Annotated in this window: 16 protein-coding genes; 9 read left to right on the top strand and 7 right to left on the bottom strand. The window is 60.4% G+C overall.

The features are described 5' to 3' along the window. Nucleotides 1-4: 4 nt before the first annotated feature. On the bottom strand, nucleotides 5-2,062 hold the full coding sequence (locus IC231_RS12040) for a DUF3857 domain-containing protein (RefSeq protein WP_190784737.1): 2,058 nt from the start codon (nucleotides 2,060-2,062) through the stop codon (nucleotides 5-7). A gap of 428 nt (nucleotides 2,063-2,490) precedes the next feature. After that, nucleotides 2,491-3,684, bottom strand: coding sequence for an MFS transporter (locus IC231_RS12035; RefSeq protein ID WP_190784736.1), 1,194 nt, complete (start codon nucleotides 3,682-3,684; stop codon nucleotides 2,491-2,493). Nucleotides 3,685-3,908: 224 nt separating this feature from the next. Here IC231_RS12035 and IC231_RS12030 point away from each other — a divergent pair, with 224 nt between their 5' ends. Further along, entirely contained in the window at nucleotides 3,909-5,582 is a 1,674-nt protein-coding gene (locus IC231_RS12030; RefSeq protein WP_190784735.1) for a catalase, read from the top strand. 173 nt (nucleotides 5,583-5,755) lie between these two features. Further along, the gene (locus IC231_RS12025) at nucleotides 5,756-6,016 is read left to right on the top strand and encodes a hypothetical protein (RefSeq protein ID WP_190784734.1); all 261 of its coding nucleotides are present in this window, start codon (nucleotides 5,756-5,758) and stop codon (nucleotides 6,014-6,016) included. A 96-nt stretch (nucleotides 6,017-6,112) separates the two neighbouring features. Here IC231_RS12025 and IC231_RS12020 read toward each other — a convergent pair whose 3' ends face one another. Then, nucleotides 6,113-7,360, bottom strand: a complete 1,248-nt coding sequence (locus IC231_RS12020; RefSeq protein WP_190784733.1) for a serpin family protein — start codon at nucleotides 7,358-7,360, stop codon at nucleotides 6,113-6,115. Nucleotides 7,361-7,521: 161 nt separating this feature from the next. Here IC231_RS12020 and IC231_RS12015 point away from each other — a divergent pair, with 161 nt between their 5' ends. From IC231_RS12015 to IC231_RS11985, 7 genes are all read left to right on the top strand, one after another. Further along, a complete protein-coding gene (locus tag IC231_RS12015; RefSeq protein ID WP_190784732.1) occupies nucleotides 7,522-9,405 on the top strand; it encodes an ABC transporter ATP-binding protein in 1,884 nt (627 codons plus the stop codon). A 90-nt stretch (nucleotides 9,406-9,495) separates the two neighbouring features. Continuing rightward, nucleotides 9,496-9,777, top strand: a complete 282-nt coding sequence (locus IC231_RS12010; RefSeq protein WP_190784731.1) for a hypothetical protein — start codon at nucleotides 9,496-9,498, stop codon at nucleotides 9,775-9,777. A 118-nt stretch (nucleotides 9,778-9,895) separates the two neighbouring features. After that, nucleotides 9,896-10,153 (top strand): hypothetical protein, encoded by a 258-nt coding sequence (locus tag IC231_RS12005; RefSeq protein ID WP_190784730.1) that lies wholly within the window; start codon nucleotides 9,896-9,898, stop codon nucleotides 10,151-10,153. 44 nt (nucleotides 10,154-10,197) lie between these two features. Then, on the top strand, nucleotides 10,198-10,650 hold the full coding sequence (locus IC231_RS12000; protein ID WP_190784729.1) for a GNAT family N-acetyltransferase: 453 nt from the start codon (nucleotides 10,198-10,200) through the stop codon (nucleotides 10,648-10,650). 67 nt (nucleotides 10,651-10,717) lie between these two features. Next, a complete protein-coding gene (locus tag IC231_RS11995) occupies nucleotides 10,718-11,290 on the top strand; it encodes a hypothetical protein (RefSeq protein WP_190784728.1) in 573 nt (190 codons plus the stop codon). A 41-nt stretch (nucleotides 11,291-11,331) separates the two neighbouring features. Next, nucleotides 11,332-11,916, top strand: coding sequence for a hypothetical protein (locus IC231_RS11990; RefSeq protein ID WP_190784727.1), 585 nt, complete (start codon nucleotides 11,332-11,334; stop codon nucleotides 11,914-11,916). A 108-nt stretch (nucleotides 11,917-12,024) separates the two neighbouring features. Further along, the gene (locus tag IC231_RS11985; protein ID WP_190784726.1) at nucleotides 12,025-12,621 is read left to right on the top strand and encodes a DUF4136 domain-containing protein; all 597 of its coding nucleotides are present in this window, start codon (nucleotides 12,025-12,027) and stop codon (nucleotides 12,619-12,621) included. A gap of 51 nt (nucleotides 12,622-12,672) precedes the next feature. Here the strand turns inward: IC231_RS11985 and IC231_RS11980 are convergent, their stop codons facing one another. The 4 genes from IC231_RS11980 to IC231_RS11965 all read right to left on the bottom strand — a co-directional run bounded on the left by IC231_RS11980 (nucleotide 12,673) and on the right by IC231_RS11965 (nucleotide 18,117). Beyond that, a complete protein-coding gene (locus IC231_RS11980; protein ID WP_211539019.1) occupies nucleotides 12,673-13,671 on the bottom strand; it encodes an XdhC family protein in 999 nt (332 codons plus the stop codon). A 98-nt stretch (nucleotides 13,672-13,769) separates the two neighbouring features. Further along, a complete protein-coding gene (locus tag IC231_RS11975) occupies nucleotides 13,770-14,264 on the bottom strand; it encodes a hypothetical protein (RefSeq protein WP_190784725.1) in 495 nt (164 codons plus the stop codon). Next, nucleotides 14,213-16,537, bottom strand: coding sequence for a xanthine dehydrogenase molybdopterin binding subunit (locus IC231_RS11970; protein ID WP_190784724.1), 2,325 nt, complete (start codon nucleotides 16,535-16,537; stop codon nucleotides 14,213-14,215). Before IC231_RS11970 ends, IC231_RS11975 begins: the two co-directional genes overlap by 52 nt. Nucleotides 16,538-16,617: 80 nt before the next feature. Then, the gene (locus IC231_RS11965) at nucleotides 16,618-18,117 is read right to left on the bottom strand and encodes an FAD binding domain-containing protein (protein WP_190784723.1); all 1,500 of its coding nucleotides are present in this window, start codon (nucleotides 18,115-18,117) and stop codon (nucleotides 16,618-16,620) included. Nucleotides 18,118-18,145 lie beyond the last annotated feature (28 nt).

The raw sequence follows: 18,145 nt of genomic DNA, 5'->3' as shown, positions 1-18,145 counted from the left end.
AGACTTAGGATTTCTTTTTTAACACAATCTGCTCCGCCTGCTTGGCTACCACCAAGCGGTAGAATTCGCGCAGATCCGCATAAGATTCGGCCGAGTACACAGGCCGGCTCAGGCTCAGCCGGCTCACCAGCTGCAGCGTGCCATTGGCACCAGGCTGCACCTGGTACATGAAGCGGCCACCATTGTCCGGCAGCATTACGGCGGCCGGTTTCGGAAGCTCTTCCACCTCATAGCCGGCTGGCAGGGTTAGGGTCATCACCAGGGTTTCGTCCACGAGGCAGCCGAAGTCTACCGGGAACTGGCGGTTTTCGTGCACAAACGGGTTTTTGCTGTTGCCGAAATGCTGCAGCGGGCGCAGATACAGCATGCCCGCCTGGGCGTCGCTGCCCGCTACGTTCACCTCATAGTCGAAGGCCAGAGGCTTGTCGAGGGCGTCGCGCTGGGCAAACTGGTACTTGCTCACATTCCAGCCTTCGCGGCCCTGCAGCATTTCTTCCACGAACTTCTTTTCTCCTTTCTCGCGCAGCTTGTCACGCTGGGCCAGGCCGGCGTAGCCACCGTGCTCCGAGTGGATCTTGCCCGTGTAGCCACCTTTATCGTCCAGCGTCAGCTGAATCTGCTGGTACTCGGTGAGGCGCTGCTGCGGAACCAGACTGATCCAGCGGGAGTCAGCTGGTTTGGGCATAATGAGGCGGCCGGTTATGTTGAGGCAGCGTGTGGGCAGCATACCGCACGGAACCAACTCTTCGGTAGCGTCCAGCAGCATTTCCTTGCCTTCCGGCAGTGCTACATGCGCCACTACGTAGTTGAAGCGCGAAAGCAGCGGCATGAAATCCGTGTTGACAAAGCCATGGTCGCGGGTGCTCAGCAACACCGGGTTGGCCTGGAAGCCAGCCTCCCGCAACGCCGCAATCAGCAGCAGGTTTACATCGGCTGCGTTGCCTCGGTGCTGGTCGTAGGCCTTGCGCAGCGAGGTACTGCTGTAATACCAGTCGCGCCCGTTGTACTTCACCGATTTGCGCACCAGGTCGTGCACGGCTGCAATGCGGGCGGCAGGGTCGGTGGTTTTGGCCAGTAGCGGCGTCAGTTGTTCCTTCAGGAAGCCGCCGCGCTTGAGTTGGGCGCCAAAATTCTCGTCAGCCAGCAGGTCATCGTTGATTTTCTCCCACGAGTCGGAAACCGGCCGGTACGGCTGGCCTTCCCACTTCACGCCGGCCAACTCGAAGTCGAGGCGGGAAACGTAGTCCCGAGACGAAGTCATGAAAGGCTCGTTCCGAAAAGCCGGCACATTTTGCGCGGCCCAACGGTGCGTTTTCAGGGGCAGCACCACCGACGAGGCTGAGCCGGCCACCCGCTGCGTGTTGAAGCCGCCGCCGACGTAGCCGCCTTCCTGCCGTACTGTTGCCTGCATAGAGCCTTCCGAATGTTCTGCCACTGTCAGCGGAACATAGCCCTGCATCAGAATCTTGTAGTCGAAATACGCCGGAATCGAAGCCCGGTACTCGCTCCAGCGCACCGGAATGGACTCCTGAAACTGCCAATCCTGGAAGTTGAAAGTGAAATCAGACTGAACGGTGTAGGCGTATTCAATAACGGCTCCCTCGCGCACGTTGGGCAGCGTGAACTTGCGCATCGTCACGTTGCTGTTGGCTTCTTCCCGGAAGGTGGTAGCGTCGTCAAATTTCTCCTTCGCAATCTGCCCGTTTACCAGGTTGTAGGTATAGCCGCGCAGGTTCAGCAGCTTCTCCTCGCGGCCCGCCTGGTGGTAAAGCGGCACCTTCACCGTTGCCCAGTCGTAACCGGATTTCTTCAGGATTTTGATGCGCGTAATCCGGTCAAATACGACGCGGAAATCACCGTCGGCGTACTCGAAGCGGGAACGACCATAGTCGCAAAGTACCACGGCCTCGGCGGCGCTGTCGGCCACGAAATTCTTGGCCTCAAAATCCTTAGGGTCGGGCTTCCCAAATTTGATAGGATCTGTTTGGGCAGATGCCGGAGTAGCAGCGGCACAAGCCACCACTGCCAGCAGGCTTAGCCCGCGGAGTACACGTGTTGTCATACAGTAAAGTGAGTGGAATGTAAAAAGTCAGCTGAAGAGCGACTTGTCCCCGCCAGAAGCCGGGAAAAGAAGATAGATAAAGGAAGAAATATGCCGGATAGGGCACAGGCAGAATTACGGAAGTATAAAGGTCAGCACTTTTTCTATATCGGCCTATACCAATTATGAAGAAAAAATGAAGCAGGGTTATTTCCGGGTCACCACCAGCATTTCGGCGCACTTAGCTGCCGCCCGCTGGTGCAATTCGTGCAAGGCAGAATACTCAGCCGGACTGTGTTTCTCTTACGCATAGAAGTAGCGGCGCCAAGCCATGGTTCGGCTTCGCTCGGCTACTGTAGCAGTTGATGAATCAGCCTGAAGTACGGTAAGGTATAGTCGGTATCAATTCGAATAGCATACGCTACGCCCAATAGCGCAACGCCCGACGCTTAGGCTGCCGGCTGCTTGGCCCGCACACCCACCAGCAAATAGACCAGTGCCACCAGCGTCAGGGCCGTGCTCAGGCCGTGCACGTAGGGCAGGCGCGCAATCTGGTTGCTGAAGAGCCAGCCGCCCAGCAGGGCCCCCAGCCCGATACCCACTTCCAGAGCAATGTACATGGTAGCTACGGCCCGCCCGCGCCGCTCGGGGTGGCTCAGGTCGATGGTCCAGGCGTAGAGGGTAGGGGAGTTGAGGCCCGTAGCCAGCCCGAACAGCACCGCCGAGCCCAGAAACAGCGGCACCGACCGGTCTGCCAGCATCAGGATGCCCAACGACAGTACCATGAGGGCCGTGGACAGGCGCAGAACGGGCACCCGGCCATACGTGTCGGAAGCGCGGCCGGCCAGCAGACGTACCACCAATGAGGCCAGTGTGTAGCAGGTGTAAAACAGGCCCTTGCTGTGGTCGGCCAGGCCCAGCGCCTCACTCTGGTCGGGCACCACGGTCAGGATGGCGCCAAACGGGAACAGGCACAGCAGCGTCACGACAGCCGGAGCCAGCACCTGCGGTTCCAGAATCTCGCCCCAGTTGAGGCGCAGCAGGCTCCAGCTGAACTTCTGGCGCTGCGCCTGCGGTAAGGTTTCGGTCATGGTGCCCTGCACAGCTAGGCTCAGCAGCGCCAGCCCCGAGGAACAATAGAACAGGGTGTTGAGGGAAAATGCCGCCGTAATGAGCGGCCCCACAGCCGGCCCGGCCGCCATGCCCAAGGAGCCCGCCACGCCCAGCAGGCCCATGGCCTCGCCGCGGCGCTCCAGCGGAATGATATCGGCAATGAAAGCGGCGGTGCCGGTGGGTTTAAAACCAGTGCTGAAGCCGTGCAGCAGCCGCAGCCCCAGAAAGCCCGCCACGGTGGTAGTCCAGGGGTAGAAGAAGCCGCAAATAAAGCACACCAGCGAGCCGAACACCATCACCGGAATCCGTCCTACGGTGTCGGCCAGCTTGCCGCTGAAGGGCCGCGAGATGCCGGCCGTGAGCGTGAAAAGAGCAATGATGAAGCCCTTGTATTCGCCGCCGCCCAGCCGCGTGAGGTACGCGGGCAGCTCGGGCAGCAGCATGTTGAAGCTCATGAAAAAGAAGAACGACGACAGGCACATCAGCCAGAAGCCGGCGCTGTAGGTACGGGTAGTGGTGGTAGCGGGCATGGGCCACAAAGGTAGCCGGCGCGGCCGGGCAAGGCCAGAACAGCGGCTCTTATTCCCGAATCATTAGGGCCGCCACCCTGTTCAACGCCTGATACCGGCAGGCGGCAGCCTGTTACAGCAGGGCAGCAGCTACTGCATTTACCCCAAATTTTGTAAGCCGTATCACGGCCAGCCGACCACCCAACATGGTACCTTAGTCACGCAACCTCTAACCCTATATACTCATGGCACAAGATCAGAATACAGGACAGAACGGCGCCACTTCCGGTAACGGTACCGGCACGGCCGTCACGGGTGCCGGCAGCTCCGTAGACCAGCGCACCGCCGACGGCGAGAACCCTCAGACCCTGACCACCCGCCAGGGCCACCCGCTGACCAACAACCAGAACCTGCGCACTGTGGGCAGCCGTGGCCCGGCCACGCTGGAGCAGTATGCGTTTCTGGAAAAAATCAGCCACTTCGACCGGGAACGGGTGCCGGAACGGGTGGTGCACGCCCGCGGCGCCGGTGCGCACGGCGTGTTTGAGGCCTATGGCAAAGTAGGCAACGAGCCCATTGAGAAATACACCCGCGCCAAGCTCTTCAACACGGCCGGCAAAGAGACGCCGGTATTCGTGCGTTTCAGCACCGTAGGCCACGGCGGCCACTCGCCCGAAACTCTGCGCGACCCACGCGGCTTTGCCGTGAAATTCTACACCGAAGACGGCAACTGGGACCTGGTAGGCAACAACCTGAAAGTGTTCTTTATTCGGGACGCCATGAAGTTCCCGGACCTGATTCACTCGCAGAAGCCGGACCCGGTCACCAACCGCCAGAGCGGGGAGCGTATTTTCGACTTCATCTGCAACACGCCGGAAGCCATGCACATGGTCAGCTTCCTGTTTTCGCCGTGGGGCATTCCGGCCAACTACCGCCAGATGCAGGGCTCGGGCGTGAATACCTATAAGTGGGTGAATGCCGCCGGTGAGGCCGTGCTGGTGAAATACCACTGGGAGCCGCTGCAGGGCATCAAAAACCTGACAGCAGCGGAAGCCGAGGTTATCCAGGGCAAGAACTTCAACCACGCCACCCAAGACCTGTTCGACAATATCAAAGCCGGCAATTTCCCGCAGTGGGAGCTGTGCGTGCAGATAATGTCTGACGGGGAGCATCCGGAGCTGGACTTCGACCCGCTGGACGATACCAAAATCTGGCCGGAAGACCAGTTCCCGTTCCTGCCGGTGGGCAAGATGACCCTGAACAGGAACCCCGAAAACTACTTCGCTGAGGTAGAGCAGGTGGCATTTGGCACGGGGGTGCTGGTGGATGGCCTCGACTTCTCCGACGACAAGATGCTGCAGGGCCGCACGTTCTCCTACTCCGATACGCAGCGTTACCGGGTGGGCACCAACTACCTGCAACTGCCCATCAACGCGCCCAAAAAGCACGTGGCCACCAACCAGCGCGACGGCCAGATGGCCTACCACGTGGACACGGTACCCGGCCAGAACAACCATATCAACTACGAGCCCAGCAGCCTCAACGGCCTGAAAGAAGCGCCCCGCTCTGCTCCGGAACACACGCCGGAGTACACGGGCCGCCTCATCCGCCAGACCATTGACCGGCAGAACAACTTCAAGCAGGCCGGCGAGCGGTACCGCCTGCACGAAGACTGGGAACGAGACGACCTCATCAACAACATGGTGGGCGCCCTGGCCGATGCTGACCACAAGGTGAGCGACAAGATGGTGGAACTCTGCACCAACTGCGACCCGGACTGGGGCAACCGCTTGGCCGAAGGCCTGAAAGCCGCCCGCGCCGGTAAAACGGCCGAAGGAGGCAACCAGTACAACGAAGGCAAAGCTGCCGCTGCTGTGGAACAGGCCGAAGCCACGGCGCACAACGCCCAGCCTTACTAGCACTACCGAAAACCTCGTCAAATACAACAAGGCCCCGACTCGCATGAGTCGGGGCTTTGTTGTGTTTGGCATGACGGTCAAAACAGGGTGTTAAACCATCGGGAGAGCAAAGCCCGACAATATCCTACGGAGAAAGGATGCCGTACGAAAGCCTGCATCAACCTTGCCTCACTATGCCACTCCACCCCGAGCTTGATAAGAAGCTGAGCAAGCTATATGAGCCTTCAGCGCGAATCGACGACGTATTCAAAGGCTATGACATCACCTTTCTGACCAATAAGGAAGGCGAGCCCATGACGCTGTTTTTCGGCCGGCGCCGCCCCGATGGTACCATTTCCGGTGAGCGGTTCACGCGTACTATCAAGCGTGAGCCCGGCAGCCAGCAAGTGCGGTCCAGCCACTGGGACAACCAAGGCAAAATCATGAACCGCTGAGCCAGCCGGCTGGCGCCGCTACAAAAAAGCCGGGCGGCATTTCGCCTGCTGCAACAGACATCAACGCAGCGACCCGACTTTTTTGGTACGCAGCATTTACGGCTGCACCAGCTGCCCCATGAACAGCACAGCATTAGACGACTTTTCCCGGATCAGAAACAGAAAAGGCCTGTCAACGCTAATAGTAGGTGGAATAGAGGTAGTCACCACGCCCACCGACGTAACAGCTGCTGCTTCGGTACCTTCCTCATCTACTTCCAAAAACGTTTTGTGCTCTACTTTGCTGATAGCCAAGCCTTGGCTGGAGTTCTGCAGCATTCGGCTGAAGTTGGCCCGCTCCGTGAAAGCCTCTCCCATGCCCAGTTGCGTCAGGATGTTGCTTAGTTCCTTTTTGTATTCCATCCGGAACTTGGGCATGCGCAGCTCCCAGCTGCTGGTTGTGGCTGCGGCCAGCCAGGTATCCAGGTTGGCGCTGGTGAGCTGGCTGCTGACGGTGGCCAGCGTGGCGGAGCCGCTGGGTACTATCACCGTCATGCTGAACTGCTTGTTGCCGTAGGGCAGGTCGATTACCTGCTTGGTGGCATCAGCATAGTAGCTGTACGAGCCGTTTTTGAGCGTCATAAAATCCACGGAAGCCGTGGAGCCGTCTTCCTTGTGGAAAGTAGATTTTCGCGTGAGCGTTTTGTCAAATTTCCTGGCCCACGACCCTTTGAAATAGATGGCGTTAATCAGGTACATCACATCATCGGCGCTCGTCTGCTCCACGATGCTGGTAATGCGGGCCTTGGTTTTGTCGCTTACCCACTGGTTGATGGCGTTTTTAGTGCTTACGTCACTGAAATTCACCGCCCGCAGCGTGGCGTCGAAATGCAGCTGATTGGTCTGCGCAAACGGTACCTGAAGCGTGTATTGCTGCCCGTGCCAGATAGAGTTGGCCGCCGCAAACTCCACAGTCCGGTCGATAGTGGTCAGCAGCTCAAACAACGACTTAAACGACTGATTGATGGCCGCGTCGGTCTGGCCCGTAAATCCCAGCGTCTGGCGCATGGCGTCTTTGGTTGTGCCGTCGGCGCCGTTGTAGGTCATGGTGAGGGCTGCCGAAATACTGAGCGGCGAGATAAACAGATTGCTGCTGCCCGCACCCGTACGAAGCGCCGCGAAAGTGCGGTAGCCGAAGTCGTTGGTGCTGCTCAGGGTCTGGACTTCCTGCGCCGTGAGTGGGCGAGTTTTCGGTTCATTGCCAGGGTCGGCTTCGGGTGTGCCTTCTTTCTGGCAGGCTGAAAACAGAAGAGCAGCCCCGGCTAAACTCAGTAGCGTGGCTTTGGAAGGAATAAAGTGTTTCATAGCAAAGCGAGTAAAGGTGGAGTCAAGCAATGAAAAGCTAGAAAGGCTTCCTTTCTAAGAGCTCTGGTATATAAGAAAGGTTGCATGTTGTTATTGGTGGTTTGTTCTGCCAAAACGGCCGCCCGTGTACTCCGGCCCGAAGTGTGCCGTATAGCCGCCGTATGTCCTGGTTTTCTTCGCTTTTCAATGCCGTTTCGGCCAAACGGCCCCGCCCGGAAGGCAAACCTGCCCTCACGGTGCGGGAACGGTTTTCGGCCCTCAAAAATCTACCGGAGTTTCTGCGCCTGATCTGGCAGACCAGCCCGGCCCTCACGCTCGGCAACGTGGCGCTGCGTTTGCTGCGGGCGGCGCTGCCGGTAGCCATGCTGTATGTGGGCCAGCTGATTCTGGACGCCGTGGTGCAGCTCAGCCAACAGCCCGTTCCCGAGCGGGTGCTGGCCCCGGTGCTCACGCTGGTGGCGCTGGAGTTTGGCCTCGCCATCCTGTCCGACGCGCTGGGCCGGGGCGTGGCGCTGCTGGACTCGCTGCTCGGCGACCTGTTCGCGAATCAGACATCAGTGCGCCTCATGCAGCACGCCGCCGAGCTGGACCTCGACCAGTTCGAAGACAGTGCGTTCTATGACAAGCTGGAGCGGGCACGCCGCCAGACTCTCTCGCGCACCGTGCTGATGGCCCAGGTGCTCAGCCAGGCCCAGGATATCATCACCATGGGCTTTCTGGCCGTGGGGCTGGTGGCCTTCAATCCGTGGCTGCTGGGGCTGCTGCTGCTGGCCGTGGTGCCGGCTTTTCTGGGCGAGTCGCACTTCAATGAGCGCAGCTACTCGCTGGTGCACGGGTGGACACCCGAGCGGCGCGAGCTGGACTACCTGCGCCAGACCGGCGCTTCCGACGAAACGGCCAAGGAAGTCAAGATTTTTGGCCTCAGCAGCTTCCTGATTGACCGGTTTAAGCTGCTTTCTGATGAGTTCTACCAGAAAAATAAGGACCTCGTGATTCGGCGGGCGGGCTGGGGCGCTTTTTTCGCGGCGGTGGGCGCGGCCGGCTATTACGCGGCCTACGTCTACATCATCAGTCAGGCCGTGTACGGGCGCGTCAGCATTGGGCAGCTCACGTTTTTGGCCGGTTCGTTTGCCCGCATGCGGGGCCTGCTCGAAGGCATTCTGAGCCGCTTCAGCACCGTGGCCGAAGGCGCGCTGTATCTGCAGGACTTTTTCGACTTCTTCCACCTCAAGCCGCGCATTGTGCGCCAGGAGCTGACGGGCGAAAGACCCATACCCTTCCCCCGGCCCATTCGGCAAGGGTTTCAGTTTGAAAACGTGGGCTTCAAGTACCGCAATGCCGAAAAATGGGCATTACGCAACCTCAATTTCACGCTGCAGGCTGGCGAGAAGCTGGCGCTGGTAGGTGAGAATGGGGCCGGCAAAACCACGCTCGTCAAGCTGCTGGCCCGCCTCTACGACCCCACCGAAGGCCGCATCCTGCTCGACGGCTACGACCTGCGCGAGTACGACCCTGCCGAGCTGCGCCAGGAAATCGGGGTGATATTTCAGGATTTTGTGCGTTTCCAGCTGCCGGCGGGCCAGAACCTGGCCGTGGGCCGCATCGAAGAAAAGGATAACCGCCCGCGTATCGAGCAGGCCGCCAGCCTCAGCCTCGCCGATTCCGTCATTGCCAAGCTGCCTGGCGGCTACGAGCAGATGATTGGGCGCCGCTTCAACGGCGGCGTGGATTTGAGCGGCGGCGAGTGGCAGAAAATTGCCCTCGGCCGCGCCTACATGCGCGACGCCCAACTGCTCATCCTCGACGAGCCCACCGCCGCCCTTGATGCCCGCGCCGAATACGAGGTGTTTCAGCGCTTCAAAGACCTCACGCAGGGCAAAACCGCTATCCTCATCAGCCACCGCTTCAGTACTGTGCGCATGGCCGACCGGATTCTGGTGATTGAGCACGGGCAGTTCGTGGAAATCGGAAGCCACGAGGAGCTATTGGCCCGCGGTGGCCGCTACGCCGAGCTGTTTCAGCTGCAGGCGGCCGGGTATCGGTAGGGTGCGGTTTCCGACGCGGTAGGTATATTGCCGCTGCTTGGGGCCGTGAGTGGCAGCAGAACAGCTGGTAGCTGCGGCATTCCCAGCCTCATGGTAGCCTACGATATGACGGACGACAAGAACTACGCCGACCTGCCTCTGGACGAGCTGCTGGCTGCGGAGAAAGTGGCCAAGAGAAATGAAATGCTGTCGGCCGTACTGATAGGCTTTCTGGTTGGGATCATGCTATTTGGCGTGGTGCGGAATGGCTTTGGCCTCGTGTACATAGCCATTCCCCTGTTTTTGATAACCCTGGTGTTCAGAAACGCCCGCATCAGAAAGCAAACCCTCAAACGAATCCAGACGGAAATCAGCGCCCGGAATATCAGGTAATGCGCTGCCCTTGCCGTGCTGTTTCAACGTTCACGCGCACCAGGGGCGGCCGACTGGCAAGTAAGAATACAGGCTGGCGCTTTTGCTTTGCCTGCTAGTTAAATAGCACGAAATTCGGATGAAAGCACCCCAGGACCTGACGCAACTCACAATAGAGGAGCTGTACGCGAGAAAACAAAAGCTGCAAGGTGCCATCATCGGGCTGGGCATCGTGATGGGAGTGGCGCTGGCTATCATCCTGTATGTGGTGATACTCAAGAAAAGGTCGTACGGCTTGCTGGTTGTCGGCTCGGCTGCATTCGTCACGCTGATGCCAGGTGTGGTGGCGTACAACCAGATCAGAGAAGAGCTGAAACGCCGGCAAGCACCACAGTAGCTTCGTCTGCCGCCACTGGAACCATGCCAGCCAGCTCCTCTCGCATGAACGTCGTGTATTCGTTTCATCCGTCTCTCTCTGTCGAAATGCCGGCAGCAGTTGCGGCGCTGTTGGCTACCGTTCTGCAAAGCCCCGTGGCGGAACTCGCCGCCGACTTGCGCTACCAACAGCAGCATCAGCCGGTGCAGGCGTGGTTAGCTTACATCGGTGAAGAGCTGGTGGGCTGTAAGTTGGGCTACGAGCGGAAACCGGGCCACTACTACAGCTGGCTGGGCGGCGTGCATCCTGATTTTCGGGGGCAGGGAATAGCGGCAGAGCTGATGCGCCAACAGCATGCCTGGTGCCGGGAGCAGGGCTACCAGCATATCCGCACGCACACCTACAACCGCTGGCGCGCCATGCTGCTGCTGAACCTGCGTCACGGCTTCAATATCATCGGGACAATGCAGGGCACCCGCGGACTGACCATTGTGCTGGAAAAGGAGTTGGCGGCCTAAACTTGAGTAGGTTGCAACCTGCTGGAAGAAAAAGTTATCCTCCAGATAAAAGCAAGCCTTAGGTATCATGGTGAGAAAATTACTACTAGTGGCGCTGGTCAGCGTCGGGTTGCCGGCCTGCGAAAAGTGCGGCCCTTTCAAGAAGGAATACTTCGATATTGTGGGGATGCAGGCACTGCTGCTGCAACAGCCTGCTGGCGCCGTGGGGCAGGTGCTGACTACCGGACAAAGCGTATCGACGGCCGAGCTGCAACTCCTCATTCGCTTGGACACCAAGCTGTATAGTGCGCAGCCCGCATCAGCAGGGGGCTTTGCCGCTATGGCCTGCGAACCTGCCGATCCGTCCTACACGGAATCCATCGACTCGCTAATCGTTACCAGCCGCTACGATTACGACACTCAGCATCCGGCGGGCACGTCGCTCAACGACGTGGTGCAGCTGCAAAACGAATATGGCCAGCCGATTTCGCTCCGCGAGTGGCTGGCTGTGCCCAAGCCGGTCGGGGGCATCCCGTATCCGGTGTTTCGGCTCCGGCAGGCCCCAGTCAGCTCTGCCACGCAGCAGTTTCGGGTGCGCTACCACCAAACCAACGGGGAAGTGTACACCTCCGAAACGGTAGCCATTGAAATCCGGCCCTGACCTGCGGCTGCGCACATCGTACAGACACCTCCCGCTACGTCATGACCAGAAAACTGCTCCTTGGTATCGTATTGCTGGTGGCGCCGCTGGCCGGCTCGGTGCTGCTGAGCTGCACCAAAGATGATGGGTGCCGGATTGGGAACGTGGCGCGCTACTATACCATCACGGGCCTGGCGCTGGCTGCCAGCCGCCAAACCACAGGTGCCTCGCCCGGCCCCAACGAGCCGGTGCCGGCCCCCGACCTGCTGCTGAGTGTGCAGCTGCAAACCACGTACTATGGCTACCAGTCTGCGCCTTCCGGTGGGTGGCTGCCGGCGGCCTATGCCTGCCCGCCCACCCCGGCACCCGGGTACCTGGGAACTAGGCAGCCTCTCGATTCGGTGGTGATACGGAGCCGCTTTGCCTACGACGCCGCGCATCCGGCTGGGGCCTCGCTCAATGATTTGCTGCTGGATACTGAAACCGGGCAGGAGTTTTCGCCCCGTGGCAACCAGGCATACGCTCCCCGGCTGCGCTTCAAAACCTCGCCAGCCCAGGCCGGGCCGCAGCAGTTTCGGGTCCGCTACCGGCTTGGCACCGGGGAAATATACACTGCCGAAACCCCCGTGCTACAGCTGACCCGGTAGTAGCCGGGTCACGACAAATTTTTTATCGATTTTCTGTCTGACAATCAGTTCCTAACAAGCCCGCAGTTTCGTAACTTGATGGTGTGTCACCCACCATTAGTGCTGCGTATGAAACCGTCGATTACCCTTTTTGTGGGGCTGGCTCTGGCCCTTTCTGGTTGCTTTGCCGCCCGCGAGGCCCGTATTGAATCGGATTACAGCTACGCAGGCAACTTCCGCCGCTACCGCACCTACGAATTTGTTACCGGCGACGGGCTAGCCTCTGATACCAGCAAGCTGGGCGAAGCTGTGCGCGACGCCATCCGGCTTCGGCTCAAAGTGCAGGGCTACAAAACCAACAAGCGCCGCCCCGATCTGCTGGTAAACTTTCGAGTTTTCGAAGGCGACATGCGTTTCCGCGGCTACGTGCAGGAGGAAATCAGCCGTTGGGTGAAGGAAGAAAAAGTAGAAGATGAGGAAACACCCTCTGATTACCGCCAGGGCTACCAGCCCCAGCGGATGCTGCTGGCCGAAGGAACCCTGCTCATTACGCTCATCGACAACCGGACCAACCGCGCCGTTTGGAACGGCTACGCTTCCGGCGTCACGGTGCCCAGCGGTCCGCAGGCCGAAATCATTCTGCGCCGCTCCGTCCGCTCCATCTTCGACCAGTACCGCGTCTTCACCGAAGGCTACCTCGACGGCAACCACATGACGGAAAACTAGCCGCTTTCTGTTGGCTCTTAAAAAGCCAGGGTAGCACCACCAACTAGTGCCTTATTCTGATTCGGGCGTATTCCGTACCCGAATTATTTCGGCCGCTATGCTGATAGCTATTTCCTCGGGGGTGCGGCTATGAATCGGTAGGCCGATGGGGGCATGTATCCGGCTCAGAACTGCTTCGTCGGTGCCGGCGGCGCGCAACTCCTGCAGCAGATGGGTTATCTTATTGGAGCTGCCCAGCACCCCCAGATACCGCACTTGATGATGCAGCAACTGACGTAGTGCCACGGCATCGGTTCGGTATCCTACCGTCATAATAACCACGTACTGGTGCGGTCCTTCCGGGACTTCCGGGGCCAGTTTGTCGTACGGAACAGTGCGTTTGTGGTGGGCGTAGGGGTTGAGCAGATGGGTATGTAGCGCCGGCCGGTCGTCGAGCACGGTAATATCAAAGTCCAGGGTGCTCAATGTCCGCGACAGGGCTAGGCTCACGTGCCCGCCCCCCACTATAGTGAGTTGGTCGCGAAAGCCCAGCTTTTCCTCGTACTGCCAGTTCTCGCCCGGCTGGTAGCGGCTAAGCGGAGCCGTGACATCGGTATCGGCCACTACGCGGGGGCCGCTGTCGGCGGTTACTGCCCAGCGGAAACCGCCCGACTGACGCAGGGCGCGCTTGCAGGCCTCCAGACTGGGCAGGTACTCGGCGCGCAATGGCAACAGCAGAATTTCCTGCTCGCCGGAGCAGATCATGCCCGACCGGTCGGAGCGGGCGTGGGCGCGGTGCACCTGCCGCCGGATTTCGGGGGTGTAGTCGCCTTCGCGCAGTCGGGCCCGTACCAACTCTACCAGCTTGTGCTCCATGATGCCGCCCCCGATAGAGCCAGCCAGCCCAGTGGCCGTCACGCTCATCTTGAACCCCTGCCGACCGGGACTGGAACCTTCGCTACGCACTACGCAGAGCAGGGCCGTCGGAATACCAGCGCGTAGGCTGGCCGCGGCGTGCTTCCACACCAGCATGTCGCGGGGGCGCGAGGGAGTAGCGGATAGGTCGTCCACGACGAAGGCTGGCGGGAAAGTATTAGCGTACTCCAATATAATAAGGAAAGCAGGAAAACGGTTCAGCTATTAACTCTAAATTCAACGGGCAAACCCTTCTATTTCAGCCAGGTTGCGCTGAGGGCATAGTACACCGCCATCAGCCCCGAAAACAGGGCGCTGGCCAGAAAACGCCGCCGCGGCGGAATGTGGTTCTGGATAAGGTAGTTGGCAGCGAAGGAAACCGGCACATTCAGCAGGAAGGAGCGCAGCGCCACGGCCAGTAGACCCGTGGAAATCTGGTCGGCGTGGCCCGAAAACAGCTGGATAAACAGCATGTGCCGCGCTATCCAGAGCGGATTGAAGTAGAGCAGCGACAGCGCCGCCCGCCCTAGGCGCCGCTTGAGGCCCGGGGCAGGGGGTACCTGCCGGTCTATCCAGCTGAAATACGCCGGCACTTCCAGCGAGTACAGTAAGCCCCCGACCAGCGCCATGCCCAGCAGGCGGCCTACGGAAAATTGATGCAGTAAAAGTGCTGCGGCGGTGTCGCCGGCCGCATAAATCAGGAGGCCGCGGAGGTGGTTGCGGGGATGGAAGTGGAAACGGAGGACCAAGCAGCAGCGGAACGGGCAGAAACGGGAGGATATAGGTTGAGCAGCACCTTTTCGGGAGTGAAAGGTGCCGAGAAGGTGGGCTGGTGGCCTGGACGGAAGGCCCGAACCGCGTCGCGGATGGCGAAATAGGCCCCGATGCCATACATCAGCGGCGGCTCACCCACGGCCTTGGAGCGGAAAATAGCCCGTGGGTGGCCAGGCGTATCCAGAAAATGCACGTCCAGCACCTTGGGCGCGGCGTACAGGTCCGGGATTTTGTAGGAGTTGAGCGAGTTGCTGAGCAGGCGGCCTTCCTCATTGTAAATCAGCTCCTCCATGGTCATCCAGCCGATGCCCTGCACCGCGCCACCCTCAATCTGGCCCCGGTCTACGGCCGGGTTCATGCTCTGCCCGAAGTCGTGGGCAATATGCACGGCGTCCAGCTCGTAGGTGCCGCGCAGGCAGTCTACCGTGACAACGGTGAGGGCCGTGCCATATACGTGGTAAGCGAAGGGGTAGCCTTGCTCGATGGTGGCATCGAAATGGATGTCGGGAGTGGCGTAATGAGCGTTTTCGGTTAGGCTCACGCGCCGCCAGTACGCCGACGATACCAGCTTCTCCCAGGTAGTTTCGGCGGGTGCGCCGGCGGCCAGCACCTGCTCGTTCCTGATTTCGAGGCCTTCGTAGTTGAGCGTGTACTCGGTGCTGGCGTGGCGCAGCAGCCGCTCGCGCAAGGCCTGGCAGGCCATTTCGGTGGCTTTGCCGTTGAGGTCGGCGGTGGCGCTGGCGGCGCTGGGTGAGGTATTGGCTACACGGGTAGTGTTAGTGCTTTCCACCTTCACCCGATTAATGGAGATACCCAGCGTCTGGGCTGCTACCTGCGCAATTTTGGTGTTCACGCCCTGGCCCATTTCCACCGCGCCGGTGCTCACGCCCACCGTGCCATCGGTGTAGATGTGCACCAACGCGCGCGACTGGTTCATGGGCGTTTTGGTGAAGCTGATGCCGAAGCAGATGGGCATCACCGACAGGCCCTTTTTCAGGCGCTCATTCTGTTGGTTGAACTCGGCCACTTCCTCTCGCAGGCGCGGTAGGTTGTAGAGGTCAGCGGCGGTGTCCCAGGCTTGCTCGGCGTGGCACATTTCGGCGGGCTGGCGGTAGGGCAGCAGGTCATTTTCGCGCAGCAGGTTGCGCCGCTGAATCTCGCTGGCCGGCACGCCCAGTTCCTCAGCTGCCTTTGCAATGGCCGACTCTATTACGAACATGCCCTGCGGCCCCCCAAACCCCCGGAAAGCCGTGTTAGGCGGTAGATTGGTGCGGCAGCTGTAGGCAGTGGCCGTCACGTTGGGAATGAAATATGAGTTGGTGCAATGGAACAGCGTGCGCTCCAGCACGGCCGGCGACAGGTCGGCGGCGGCCCCGGCATTCTGGTAGAACGTGACTTCGTAGGCCACGATTTTCAGGTCCGCATCCAGCCCGATTCGGAAGTCGGAGGAGTAGGGGTGGCGCTTGCCGGTCATGCGCATATCGGCCATGCGGTCCAGCACCAGCTTCACGGGGCGGCGCGTCAGGAAAGCCCCCAGCGCGGCCAGCACACCCCAGGGCGTAGCCTGGTCTTCCTTGCCCCCGAAACCACCGCCCAGCCGCGTCACGTCCACTTCTACCTGGTGCATCCCGATGCCCAGCACGTGCGCCGTGTGGCGCTGCACCGCCGTTGGGCCCTGCGTAGACGACACGATGCGTACCCCACCCATTTCGGTAGGAAAGGCGTAGGCACCCTGCGTTTCGATGTACAGGTGCTCCTGCCCGCCACTTTCGGCTACGCCTTCAAACACGTGCGTGCAGTCGGCCCAGGCCGTGCGCGAGTCGCCGATACGGAAGGTGCGGGGCGGCACAATCAACTCGTTGTGGGCTGCTGCCACCCGCGGGTCGGTGATGATGGGCAGGGGCTCAATGTCGGCTTTGATAAGGTGTAGGGCGGCCTGGGCCTGCCGCTCGGTGTGAGCCAGTACCAGCGCTATTGGCTGCCCCCGGAAATGCACGGTGCCCTCCGCCAGCACCGGCTCATCGGGCACGATGCCGCCAATCTGGTTTTCGCCCGGCACGTCGTGGGCCGTGAGGATGCGGACCACGCCGGGTGCCGCCCGGGCCGCTGCCAGATCCAGTCCTCGGAGCCGCCCGTGCGCTACTGCCGCCTCAAACACGGCCGCGTAAAGCGTGCCCTGCTGCACCGGAATATCATCGAGGTAGGAAGATTCGCCGCGCACGTGGCGCACCGGGTCAAGGTGGTTCATAGATGTAGCAGGAGAAGGCAGACGTTGGGAAATCCCGGGTACCGGGATGCAGACGAAAAGAACCTGAGAAATAGATAAGATTAGTTAACCGCTAGCAACTCTCGCATAGCAAGTTGCTCGGGGAAAAACTGCAGGAAGTGCGCGAACAGTAGCTGGCGCAGCAGCAGGCGCTTGTACTCGGCCGAGCCGCGGGCATCACTGATGGGATGAATTTCCTGCTGGGCAACATGGTTAGCGGCCTGCAGCGTTTCGATGCTGACTTCGCGCCCTTCCAGAAACGCCGCCGTGCGGTGGAGGCGCAGCGGTACCGGTCCCACGCCACCCGCCGAAATACGCGCCGACTGAATGATGCCGTCTTTGGCTTGCAGCCAGGCCGCCGAGTTTACGCTGGCAATATCGAGGTGGGTGCGCTTCGATACTTTCTCAAAATGGAAGAACTCACCCGGCCGGGGGGGCCGGAAACGGATGGAAACCACCTGTTCCTCCAGCTCTTTGGCCAACTGCTTATACCCCAGATACAGCTCGTGCAAAGGCAACGTGCGGGTGTCGCTGGTGGGGGCCGCCAGGGTAACTTCCGTGTCCAGCGCCAGGAAAAAGATGGTCAGGTCGCCGATGGGGGAGGCATTGATGAAGTTGCCGGCCACCGTACCCATGTTCCGAATCGGTGTGCTCGACACCAGCTTCAGATACTCGGGCAGCCGCGGAAACAGCTCGTTCATCATTTGGGAAGCCCGCAGCTGCTCGGCAGTGGTGGCCGCTCCCAGCGTTACGTACCCTTCGGCATCAACCGGCGAAATGCCGCGAAGCTCCGCCAAGTCGAACACGAGGCGTACCGGTATTTCGCGGAGCTGCTCAAGGCGCTGCACCAGCAAATCGGTGCCACCGCCCAGCACCTGCCGGGCCGCCGACGCAAATCCATTGGGGCCATTCACGAACGAGCCGTTGGTAAGGCCGCCTATACCGGTGGCGTGCATGGCAGGCTCGTGCAGCTCGGCCTGCAATGCAGCCAGCCGGCCGGCCATTTCTGTGAAATACGCCGGGACAAATTGCTGCTCAGCCAGCCAGTTCAGGGCCTCAGTGGCGGGGCGCTCCTGCAGCTGGCCAGTGAGGACGGCCGTGGCGCGCTCCAGGCTTTTGTAACCGGTGCAGCGGCAAATATTGCCATCAATAGCGGCGAGGCCAGTTTCCGGAGTGGCAGGCTTGTTACTGAGGCTATGCCCGGTGAGCGACATGACGAAGCCAACGGTGCAAAAGCCGCACTGCGAGCCGCCTTCCTGCACAATGGCCTGCTGAACCGGCGTGAGTTGGCCACTGGCCGCGTTAATGCCTTCTACCGTCACGATGTGCTTGCCGTGGGCATTGCCGAGCGGGGTCAGGCAGGAGGTCATGCTCTGGTAGCGCACGGTCTGGCCGTCGGCACTCAGCTCGCCTACCAGCACGGTGCAGGCCCCACAGTCGCCCTCGCGGCACCCGATTTTGGTGCCTTTCAGGTGCTGCTGGTAGCGGATAAAATCGAGCAGCGCGCTGCCCGCCGGCTCAGCCGTGCTGATGCGGTGGTCGTTGAGGTAAAAGTGAAGCATGGTGGGAGTATTTTCCGGAGCAGGAAAG

The organism is Hymenobacter duratus, assembly GCF_014698995.1.
In the GTDB taxonomy this organism is placed as follows: Bacteria; Bacteroidota; Bacteroidia; order Cytophagales; family Hymenobacteraceae; genus Hymenobacter; species Hymenobacter duratus.
The sequence above is the reverse complement of the archived record's forward strand: the minus strand, read 5'-3'. Positions and strand labels throughout refer to the sequence as shown.